Origin of the sequence: Pseudomonas mandelii (genome assembly GCF_006438925.1) — a bacterium.
GTDB classification, from domain to species: domain Bacteria; phylum Pseudomonadota; class Gammaproteobacteria; order Pseudomonadales; family Pseudomonadaceae; genus Aquipseudomonas; species Aquipseudomonas mandelii_C.
This window is the reverse complement of the sequence record NZ_RCZA01000002.1, coordinates 664,202-674,979: the sequence shown is the minus strand read 5'-3', so window position 1 is coordinate 674,979 and position 10,778 is coordinate 664,202. Positions and strand designations below refer to the sequence as shown.

8 protein-coding genes and 2 tRNA genes are annotated in these 10,778 nt (G+C 58.6%); 2 read left to right on the top strand and 8 right to left on the bottom strand.

Annotated elements, in window-relative coordinates; translation table 11 throughout:
* Window positions 1-390 precede the first annotated feature (390 nt).
* From EAH74_RS06845 to rnr, 8 genes are all read right to left on the bottom strand, one after another.
* Complete coding sequence (locus tag EAH74_RS06845; protein WP_140677217.1) at window positions 391-2,706, bottom strand: YgiQ family radical SAM protein; 2,316 nt, start codon at window positions 2,704-2,706, stop codon at window positions 391-393.
* Between the two features lie 182 nt (window positions 2,707-2,888).
* Window positions 2,889-4,283: a replicative DNA helicase gene (dnaB, locus tag EAH74_RS06840; protein ID WP_140677215.1), complete on the bottom strand. Its 1,395-nt coding sequence runs from the start codon at window positions 4,281-4,283 to the stop codon at window positions 2,889-2,891.
* A 121-nt stretch (window positions 4,284-4,404) separates the two neighbouring features.
* A complete protein-coding gene (rplI, locus tag EAH74_RS06835) occupies window positions 4,405-4,851 on the bottom strand; it encodes a 50S ribosomal protein L9 (RefSeq protein ID WP_003197251.1) in 447 nt (148 codons plus the stop codon).
* A gap of 19 nt (window positions 4,852-4,870) precedes the next feature.
* Window positions 4,871-5,764, bottom strand: coding sequence for a hypothetical protein (locus tag EAH74_RS06830; protein WP_056746335.1), 894 nt, complete (start codon window positions 5,762-5,764; stop codon window positions 4,871-4,873).
* Window positions 5,765-5,800: 36 nt separating this feature from the next.
* The gene (gene rpsR / locus EAH74_RS06825; RefSeq protein ID WP_002551829.1) at window positions 5,801-6,031 is read right to left on the bottom strand and encodes a 30S ribosomal protein S18; all 231 of its coding nucleotides are present in this window, start codon (window positions 6,029-6,031) and stop codon (window positions 5,801-5,803) included.
* 28 nt (window positions 6,032-6,059) lie between these two features.
* Window positions 6,060-6,482 carry a 30S ribosomal protein S6 gene (rpsF, locus tag EAH74_RS06820; RefSeq protein WP_054595362.1) on the bottom strand — a complete coding sequence of 141 codons (423 nt, stop codon included), beginning with the start codon at window positions 6,480-6,482 and terminating at the stop codon, window positions 6,060-6,062.
* A 305-nt stretch (window positions 6,483-6,787) separates the two neighbouring features.
* Window positions 6,788-7,555 (bottom strand): 23S rRNA (guanosine(2251)-2'-O)-methyltransferase RlmB, encoded by a 768-nt coding sequence (rlmB, locus tag EAH74_RS06815; RefSeq protein WP_140677213.1) that lies wholly within the window; start codon window positions 7,553-7,555, stop codon window positions 6,788-6,790.
* Window positions 7,552-10,182: a ribonuclease R gene (gene rnr, locus EAH74_RS06810; protein WP_140677211.1), complete on the bottom strand. Its 2,631-nt coding sequence runs from the start codon at window positions 10,180-10,182 to the stop codon at window positions 7,552-7,554. Before rnr ends, rlmB begins: the two co-directional genes overlap by 4 nt.
* A gap of 226 nt (window positions 10,183-10,408) precedes the next feature.
* On the opposite strand from rnr, the gene EAH74_RS06805 reads away from it, so the two are divergent.
* Both EAH74_RS06805 and EAH74_RS06800 read left to right on the top strand, forming a co-directional pair.
* Window positions 10,409-10,495, top strand: a tRNA-Leu gene (locus EAH74_RS06805).
* Between the two features lie 166 nt (window positions 10,496-10,661).
* Window positions 10,662-10,748 (top strand) — tRNA-Leu (locus EAH74_RS06800).
* Window positions 10,749-10,778 lie beyond the last annotated feature (30 nt).

Sequence of the window (10,778 nt, the reverse complement as noted above, 5' to 3'; positions counted from 1 at the left end):
TGCGAGCCTTAAGCGTTATCGAAAGCGCGCAAGACTTATGCCATCCAGCAGCGCTGGCGCTTTCTCCGGTTGCTTGAGGCAGTACAGCACCAAAATCGGGCGATGCGGGAATTTGGTTAGGGGGAGATGCACGGAAATGTTGCGGCCGGTGGGTTGTCAGCCAGAATGTGCTGCGGCTGTACCGGCCTCTTCGCGAGCAAGCCCGCTCCCACAGGGAATCTGCTGTGTACGCTGGATTTGGATACGACATACAAACACTGTGGGAGCGGGCTTGCCCGCGAAGAGGCCGGTTGCCCCAACCCAGCTTCCGACCCGGCGCCCCTGATTCCGTGGCGCAGAAACGCAAAACGCCAACCCGAAGGTTGGCGTTCTGTTCAGTTCAAGCGAGCCTTAGCGCGGTACAACCGGCTTGCGCGCAGGCTTCGGTCCTTTGCCTTTGGCCGCATCCTTGCGATCCTTGGCTGCCTGCTGGTTGCGGGCGAACGCCGCTGCCTTGGCCTGTTCACGCTTGTCCCACGGGTTGCCGCCATCGCTGGCGCGCGGTGGCAAGCCAGTGTGCTGGGTCAGGATCTTGGTGATCTTTTCCCCGGCCACTTTATGGCTGCCGGCCGGCGTCGAGTTCTTGCGACGGGCGCTCTGGTAGCTGTCGGTCGCCGGCTGGTGCAGCGGGATCAACTGATTCTTACCCGGCCCGATCAGGTCGGCGCGGCCCATGCGGGTCAGCGCTTCACGCAGCATCGGCCAGCCTTTGGGGTCGTGATAACGCAAGAACGCCTTGTGCAGACGACGCTGCTCTTCGCTCTTGACGATGGTCACGGCGTCACTCTTGTAAGTGACTTTGCGCAGCGGGTTCTTGCCCGAGTGGTACATCGCCGTAGCGGTGGCCATTGGCGACGGGTAGAACGCTTGCACCTGGTCGGCACGGAAGCCGTTGCCCTTGAGCCACAGGGCCAGGTTCATCATGTCTTCGTCGGTGGTGCCCGGGTGAGCGGCGATGAAGTACGGAATCAGGTACTGCTCTTTCCCGGCTTCCTTGGAGTACTTCTCGAACATGCGCTTGAACTTGTCATAGCTGCCGATGCCCGGTTTCATCATCTGATTGAGCGGACCTTCCTCGGTGTGCTCCGGGGCGATCTTCAGGTAACCACCGACGTGGTGGGTCACCAGTTCTTTGACGTATTCCGGCGACTCGACCGCGAGGTCGTAGCGCAGACCGGAAGCGATCAGGATCTTCTTCACACCCGGCAAGGCTCGGGCGCTGCGATACAGCTGAATCAGCGACGAGTGATCGGTGTTCAGGTTCGGGCAAATGCCCGGGAACACGCACGAAGGCTTGCGGCACGCGGATTCGATTTCCGGGGTCTTGCAGGCGATGCGGTACATGTTCGCGGTCGGGCCGCCGAGGTCGGAAATGACGCCGGTGAAGCCGGGGACCTTGTCGCGGATCTCTTCGATTTCGCGAATGATCGACTCTTCGGAACGGTTCTGGATGATCCGGCCTTCGTGCTCGGTGATCGAGCAGAAGGTGCAGCCACCGAAGCAGCCACGCATGATGTTCACCGAGAAGCGGATCATGTCGTAGGCAGGGATTTTTTCCTTGCCGTACGCCGGGTGCGGAACACGCGCATAGGGCATGCCGAACACGTAGTCCATTTCTTCAGTGGTCATCGGAATTGGAGGCGGGTTGAACCAGACGTCGACTTCGCCGTGCTTCTGTACCAGCGCACGGGCGTTGCCCGGGTTGGTTTCCAGGTGAAGCACGCGGTTGGCGTGAGCATAAAGAACCGCATCACCGCGGACTTTCTCAACTGAAGGCAGACGAATCACGGTCTTGTCGCGAGTCATCTTCGGACTGGCCAGAATCTGCACGACCTTGGCTTCGCTCGGGTCTTCTGCACTTGAAAAAGTCGCACCCTTTTCCTGCTCGATGGCGCAGGCCTGGGTGTCCTGGGTGTTGACGTACGGGTTGATGATCTTGTCGACCTTGCCCGGACGGTCGATGCGCGTGGAATCGACTTCGTACCAGTCTTTCGGCGTATCGCGACGAATGAACGCGGTACCGCGCACGTCGGTAATGTCTTCGATCTTGTGACCGTAGGACAGACGCTGGGCGACTTCGACAATTGCACGCTCGGCGTTGCCGTAGAGCAGGATGTCGGCGCTGGCGTCGATCAGGATCGAGTTGCGAACCCGGTCCTGCCAGTAATCGTAGTGGGCGATGCGGCGCAGGGAAGCTTCGATGCCACCGAGAACGATCGGCACGTTCTTGTAGGCTTCCTTGCAACGCTGGCTGTAAACCAGGCTCGCGCGGTCCGGACGTTTGCCCGCCAGGCCACCGGGGGTGTAGGCGTCATCGGAGCGGATTTTTTTGTCGGCGGTGTAGCGGTTGATCATCGAATCCATGTTGCCGGCCGCGACGCCGAAAAACAGGTTCGGCTCGCCGAGCTTCATGAAGTCGTCTTTGGACTGCCAGTTTGGCTGGGCAATGATCCCGACGCGGAAGCCTTGCGACTCCAGCAGCCGGCCGATGATTGCCATGCCGAACGACGGATGGTCAACGTACGCATCACCGGTGACGATGATGATGTCGCATGAATCCCAGCCAAGCTGATCCATCTCCTCCCTGCTCATCGGCAGGAATGGCGCTGGACCGAAACATTCGGCCCAGTACTTGGGATAGTCAAATAACGGCTTGGCTGTTTGCATGACGATGACCGGTGTTGAGATGAAAAATCGCGGGCGCGGAATATAGCACAAAAAATAACCAATTCCGACCGCTATGGTCGGAAATTATGTGGGAGCGAGCTTGCTCGCGATAGCGGTGTGTCAGTCGACATTGACGTTGACTGATCCACCACCATCGCGAGCAAGCTCGCTCCCACAGGTTGTTACTCGTCGTCGAAGTTGTAGCTGCCCGGCGCCAGGTTTTCGAAGCGGGTGTACTTACCGATGAACGCCAGTCGTGACGTACCGATCGGGCCGTTCCGCTGCTTGCCGATGATGATCTCGGCGATGCCTTTGTGCTCGGTTTCCGGGTGATACACCTCGTCCCGGTACACGAACATGATCACGTCAGCATCCTGCTCGATCGCTCCGGATTCCCGGAGGTCGGAGTTGATCGGGCGTTTGTTCGGTCGCTGCTCCAGGGAACGGTTGAGCTGTGACAGCGCCACCACCGGGCAGTTGAATTCCTTGGCCAGAGCCTTCAAGGAACGGGAGATCTCGGAAATCTCATTGGTCCGGTTGTCGCCACTGGAACCTGGAATCTGCATCAGTTGCAGGTAGTCGATCATGATCAGGCCAACCTCGCCATGCTCACGCACCAGACGCCGGGTCCGTGCGCGCATTTCCGACGGGCTGATACCGGCCGTATCGTCAATGAACAGCTTGCGATCGTTGAGCAAGTTGACCGCCGATGTCAGGCGCGGCCAATCGTCGTCTTCCAGGCGACCGGCACGAACCTTGGTCTGATCGATCCGGCCGAGGGACGACAACATACGCATGATCAGCGATTCGCCTGGCATCTCCAGCGAGTAAACCAATACGCACTTGTCGCTGCGCAGCACGGCGTTTTCCACCAGGTTCATCGCAAAGGTGGTTTTACCCATGGATGGACGACCGGCGACGATGATCAGGTCAGACGGTTGCAGGCCGCTGGTCATACCGTCGAGATCGGTATAACCGGTGGACAGGCCGGTAATGGCGTTGTCAGTGTTGAACAAGGTGTCGATGCGGTCGATGGCCTTGGTCAACAGGTCATTCACGCTCACCGGGCCGCCGGTTTTTGGCCGGGCCTCGGCGATCTGAAAAATCTGCCGTTCGGCTTCGTCGAGAATTTCTTCAGCCGAGCGACCTTCCGGGTTGAAGGCGCTGTCGGCGATTTCGGTGGCGATGCCGATCAACTGCCGCAAGGTTGCTCGTGCGCGGACGATCTGCGCATAGGCCTTGATGTTGGCGACAGACGGCGTGTTTTTCGCCAGTTCGCCAAGGTATCCGAGGCCGCCGACTTGCGAGGTCTGACCTTCCTTGTCCAATTGCTCGGCAAGGGTCACGACGTCGATCGGCGAGTTCTGGTCGGCGAGCTTGGCGATCGCACGGAAGATCAGGCGGTGGTCATGTCGATAGAAATCGCCGTCCGAAACTTGATCGAGCACGCGTTCCCAGGCGTTGTTGTCCAGCATCAAACCACCGAGCACGGCCTGTTCGGCCTCGATGGAATGCGGCGGCACCTTCAGGGCAGCGGTTTGCAGATCGTATTGCTCAGGAGCGGAGATATCGTTCATAGCCACTTGAATAGTTTTGTGAAAATCAGGAACTGCAGAAAGACAAAGGGCACGACCTGTAAACAGGATCGTGCCCGATGTTACCGGCAAGCACCCGAGGGTGCCAGCCGACAAGTGCTGCTTAAGCTGCTACCACGACAACGCGTACGGTGGCTTCAACTTCGGCGTGCAGGTGCACGGCTACGTCGAATTCGCCTACGTTGCGGATAGTGCCGTTCGGCAGACGAACTTCGCTTTTTGCAACTTCAACGCCAGAGGCGGTCAGTGCATCAGCGATGTCGTGAGTACCGATCGAACCGAACAGCTTGCCTTCGTCGCCAGCGGTGGCAGTGATAGTCACTTCCAGCTCAGCCAGTTGGGCAGCGCGGCTTTCAGCCGAAGTTTTACGATCTGCTGCGGCTTTTTCCAGCTCAGCGCGACGCTCTTCGAACGCAGCCAGGTTGGCAGCGGTCGCAGCGGTAGCTTTGCCGTAAGGCAGCAGGTAGTTACGACCGTAACCAGCCTTAACGTTCACTTTGTCACCCAGGTTGCCCAGGTTGGTGACTTTTTCCAGAAGGATCAGTTGCATGTGAAAATCCTCTTAACTTTTAACCTTCACCGTTCGCGCTATCGACGTCTTTCGGCGTCGAACGACCGCGAAAATCAATCAGGCTGTCGACGATGGCCAAGACCACCAGCAACGGATAGATCAGCTGCATGAACAGCAACAGCGTGACGTACAACCCCACCAGCCAAAACCTGGCCAGTCGCTTTTGCGCCACCAGCCCGTGAATCAGGGCCAGCCCGGCGAACACCAGCGGTACACTGCACAACGGCGTCAACATGGCCATCTGCGGACCGATGTTCGGCCCCAGAAGCATGAACGCCAGCAGTAACATCGCCAGACCCAGCGGGAATCGGATGGCGCGAAACTCGCGACCAAAACCACCCGGGTTGTACAACAACGCCTGCCAGTAGCGCCCGACAAGCAGGCTCAGCACACTGACGATTTGCAACAAGGCCGCAATCAGGCCGGTCAGGACCGGTGCGATCAGGGACGCAAAATGCGCTTGCTCGTCTACCGACAACTTCTGGTAGACATCACCGAGTAGCGACGGCATGACTTTTATCAAAGCCTGCGCCAGCATCTCGATTTGGGGACCAAAAGCCGTCCCCAGCACCACTGAAAACACCACTCCCATCGCTATGCTGACCAGCAGCACGCGGTTCCAGGATTCGCTTGCGCGCAAAACCAACGCAAGGCTCCAAGACCCCAGCAGCACCAGAAGTGCCCGTGGGTCATCGGAGTAAAGCCACCAGATCAACGCCGGCAGCAGTCCCAGAGCAAGAACGCCCAGGGCGTCCTTCAATCCGCGCCGCAGGAGCACAAGGCAACCCGCGGCAGCACCCAACCAATACAACAACGGCAATGTTGCGCATCCAGCCACTACCAGAGTGGCCTGCATACGGCCGCGCATGATGAACTCAGCTATGGCACGCATGCTTTCAATCCTTTGCTACGTGTCGACTGCCCGGTCTCAGCGGCCGTGGCTGTCGGTGTAGGCCAGCAGGGCCAGGAAGCGGGCGCGCTTGATAGCGGTGGCCAGCTGACGCTGATAACGTGCTTTGGTACCGGTGATGCGGCTTGGAACGATTTTGCCGGTCTCGGATACATAAGCTTTCAGAGTGTTGAGATCTTTGTAATCGATCTCTTTCACGTCTTCAGCGGTGAAGCGGCAGAATTTACGACGACGGAAGAAACGTGCCATGTAATAGGCTCCTCAAAAGGTCCGTGGATTACTCGTCAGCGTTATCGCTGTTGTCGCTGTCATCACTATCAACGCTTTCAGCGCCTTCGTGCTCAGGACGGTCGCGACGCTCACGGCGCTCACTGCGGTTTTCTTCAGCCTTGAGCATCTCGGATTGGCCAGTAACGGCTTCTTCGCGACGGATGACCAGGTTACGGATCACTGCATCGTTGTAGCGGAAGTTGTCTTCCAGCTCGGCCAGGGCCTTGCCAGTGCACTCAACGTTCAGCATCACGTAGTGAGCCTTGTGAACATTGTTGATTGCGTAGGCCAGTTGACGACGGCCCCAATCTTCCAGACGGTGGATTTTGCCGCCGTCTTCTTCGATCAGCTTGGTGTAACGCTCTACCATGCCGCCGACTTGCTCGCTTTGATCCGGGTGGACCAAAAAGATGATTTCGTAATGACGCATGAATGCTCCTTACGGGTTGTAGCCTGCCGCTCAAAAGCGGTCAGACAAGGAGTGAATGACACTTATGGACTTGCTTGCGATAGACACATGCGTGCCTGCCGTCACAGCAAGGGGCGCAATTGTAGAGAAGGGACAGAAGAGGTGCAAGGCAATTGGTGATTATTTGAACAACCACCAATCTTCACTCAAACACAAAACACTGTGGGAGCGAGCCTGCTCGCGAAGAGGGCATGACATTCGACATTGATGCTGAATGTAAAGCCGCTTTCGCGAGCAGGCTCGCTCCCACAGGGATTGCGTACGGATCAGGACTTTTTGGCGGTTCCGGCAGCCTTGACGCTGCGCTGGCGCCGGGCTTCAAACAGGCACACGCCGGTCGCCACGGAAACGTTGAGACTGCTGACGCTGCCGGCCATCGGCAGGTGCACCAGGTAGTCGCACAGATCGCGGGTCAGGCGACGCATGCCGCTGCCTTCAGCGCCCATGATCAGGATGGTCGGGCCGGTCATGTCTTGCTGATACAGACTCTGCTCAGCCTCGCCCGCCGTACCGACGACCCACAAGCCGCGCTGCTTGAGTTTTTCCAGCGTGCGCGCCAGGTTGGTCACGGCTACCAGCGGAATTACTTCCGCCGCGCCGCAAGCCACTTTTCGTACCGTCGGGGTCAGCGTGGCTGACTTGTCCTTCGGAACGATCACCGCCAGTGCGCCCGCCGCATCGGCCGAACGCAGGCAAGCACCGAGGTTGTGCGGGTCGGTCACGCCGTCGAGCACCAGCAGCAGCGGTGCGCCTTCGGTGCGATCGAGCAGCTCGTCGAGCATTGCTTCGCCCCAGACCTGGCTCGGACTCACTTCCGCCACCACGCCCTGGTGCACGCCTTCAACCCAGGCATCCAGCTCACGACGCTCGGCGTTGCCGACGGCCACGCGATTTTCGTTAGCCAGCTCGATCAGCGTCTGAACGCGCGGATCACTGCGGCCTTCGGCCAGCCAGATCTGCTTGACGCGTTTTGGGTGGTGACGCAGCAACGCTTCTACAGCGTGCACGCCGTAGATCTTTTCCAACTGACTCATGACTTGGCCTTCGGTTTACGCGACCCGCCGCTTTTGGCGGCTGGAGCAGAACCCGCTTTTGGCGGGCCTTTACGGTGTTTGCTCGGTTTGGCTGGCTTGCCGCCGGGAACCTTGTCAGGCGCCGACCGTCCGGTCTTTCCCCCAGACGCCGCTTTACCGCCGCTCTTCGCTTCAGACAGTAGCGCCTGCTTCATTTCGCGGCTTTTGCGCAATTCGGCATTTTTCGCCGCGGCATCGCTCGGGCGATAGGCTTCTACGGCTTTTTCCTTGGCAGGACGACGACCGGTTTTCGCCGGGGCCGGCTCTGCAGCCGTTTTGGTGGCTGGTGCAGCGGTTTCAGCCCCACGCTTCTTGCGGCCAATCGGCGCGCTGATGGTTTTTTCAGCCATCTCGAAATCGATCTTGCGCTCGTCGAGGTCAACACGCATGACGCGCACTTCAACAGTGTCGCCAAGGCGGAAGCTGCGACCGGTACGTTCACCGGCCAGGCGGTGGTGCACAGGATCGAAGTGATAGTAATCACCCGGCAGCGCGGTGACGTGCACCAGGCCTTCGACGTAGATATCGGTCAGCTCGACGAACAGGCCGAAACCGGTCACGGCAGTGATCACACCCGGGAACGACTCGCCCACGCGGTCTTTCATGAACTCGCACTTGAGCCAGTTCACGACGTCGCGGGTCGCTTCATCGGCACGGCGCTCGCTCATCGAGCACTGTTCGCCGAGCTGCTCCAGGATCGCTTCGTCGTACGGGTAGATGCGCGCTTTCGGAATGGTCATCGCGCCAGCACGGCGAACGTGCGGCGTATCCATTTTCGAATGGATGACACTGCGAATCGCCCGGTGCGTGAGCAAGTCCGGGTAGCGGCGGATCGGCGAGGTGAAGTGGGTATAGGCTTCGTAATTCAGGCCGAAGTGGCCCTGGTTATCGGCGCTGTACACCGCCTGGCTCAACGAACGCAGCATAACGGTCTGGATCAGATGGAAATCCGGACGGTCCTTGATGCTCGCCAGCAATGCCTGGTAATCCTTCGGCGACGGGCCGTCCTTGCCTTTGTGCAGGGACAGGCCGAGCTCGCCAAGGAAGGCGCGCAGTTTTTCCAGACGCTCCGGTGGCGGACCATCGTGGACGCGGTACAGCGCAGGGATTTCGTGCTTTTTCAGGAATTCAGCGGTGGCCACGTTGGCCGCCAGCATGCATTCCTCGATCAGCTTGTGGGCGTCGTTACGAACGGTTGGACGGATTTCGGCAATCTTGCGCTCGGTCCCGAAGATGATCCGGGTTTCCTGCGTTTCGAAATCGATCGCGCCACGCACGTGACGAGCGGCCAGCAGCACTTTGTACAGTGCGTAAAGCTGCTTGAGGTGCGGCAGAACGTCGTTGTACTCGCCACGGAGCTGACGCGCCTCGGTGAGTTTCGGCGTTTCCAGCATCGAGCTGACTTTGTTGTAGGTCAGGCGAGCGTGGGAGTGAATCACCGCTTCGTAGAAGCAGTAGTCGGTCATCTCGCCGGATTTGGAGATGGTCATCTCGCAAACCATGGCCAGACGATCGACGTGCGGATTCAACGAGCACAGGCCGTTGGACAGCTGCTCTGGCAGCATCGGCACGACGCGCTCGGGGAAATACACCGAGTTGCCGCGAACCTGGGACTCGTTGTCCAGCGCCGAACCGATTTTCACGTAGCTGGAAACGTCGGCGATCGCCACGTACAACTTCCAGCCACCGGAGAACAGGCGCAGCTTGCCCGGCTTGGCTTCGCAATAGACCGCATCATCGAAGTCGCGCGCATCTTCACCGTCGATGGTCACGAACGGCAGATGACGCAGGTCGATTCGCTTCTCTTTGTCTTTCTCTTCGACTTCCGGCTTGAGCTTGGCGGCTTCTTTCAGCACAGCCTCAGGCCAGACGTGAGGAATGTCGTACGTGCGCAGGGCGACATCGATTTCCATGCCCGGCGCCATGTAGTTACCCACCACTTCAACCACGTCGCCTTGCGGCTGGAAGCGTGGCGTCGGCCAGTGAGTGATCTTCACTTCGACGAACTGACCGATCTGGGCGTTGGCGTTGCGACCCGGGGTGACCAGCACTTCTTGCTGGATCTTCGGGTTATCCGCGACGACGAAACCAATACCGCCCTCTTCGAAGTAACGGCCGACGATGGTCTCGTGGGCACGGGATACCACTTCGACGATCATGCCTTCGCGGCGACCGCGACGGTCAAGGCCGGAAACACGGGCCAGGGCACGGTCGCCATCGAACACCAGACGCATTTGCGCCGGACTCATGAACAGGTCGTCACTGCCGTCATCCGGGACCAGGAAGCCGAAGCCGTCACGGTGACCGCTGATGCGGCCCAGGATCAGGTCGAGCTTGTCCACCGGCGCATAGGTGCCGCGACGGGTATAGATGAGTTGAGCGTCGCGCTCCATGGCGCGCAGGCGGCGGCGCAGGGCTTCGATCTGGTCTTCTGTGGTCAGACCAAACTCTTCGACCAGCTGCTCGCGGTTAGCAGGCGAACCCCGATCAGCAAGGTGCTGAAGGATCAGTTCACGGCTAGGGATAGGGTTTTCATATTTTTCCGCTTCACGAGCGGCCTCGGGATCGAGGGACTGCCAATCGGCCATTAGAGAGTTTTCACCTTGTCTATATGCGGGCTAGTTTGGCATAGGCGTAATGAAACGGGAAATTTCAGGCTATGACAGCCCATCTAAAGCCCTTTATCGACAGCGCGAAGCTGAATTAAATGCCACTGGTAAAATTTTCCAGGTTTTTTCGACTTCAGGGGTTTACAGTTAAAAAGACGCTCCGTATAGTGCGCGCCATCGACGACGCAGACGCATTGTCGATAATGCCCAGATGGTGAAATTGGTAGACACGCCAGCTTCAGGTGCTGGTGACCGCAAGGTCGTGGAAGTTCGAGTCTTCTTCTGGGCACCAATTTCGAGCTTGAGATTAGATCAATTTCAAGGCTCACACAAAAACCCGCGAAAGCGGGTTTTTTGCATTCTAAGCCCCTGATTTATTAAAACCAAATCAGGGGTTTACAGATCAAAAAGCTCTCCGTATAGTGCGCCACATCAACAGCGGCAACGCTTGCGATAATGCCCAGATGGTGAAATTGGTAGACACGCCAGCTTCAGGTGCTGGTGACCGCAAGGTCGTGGAAGTTCGAGTCTTCTTCTGGGCACCAATTCAAATTCAAGGTCACGATCTTGAATTT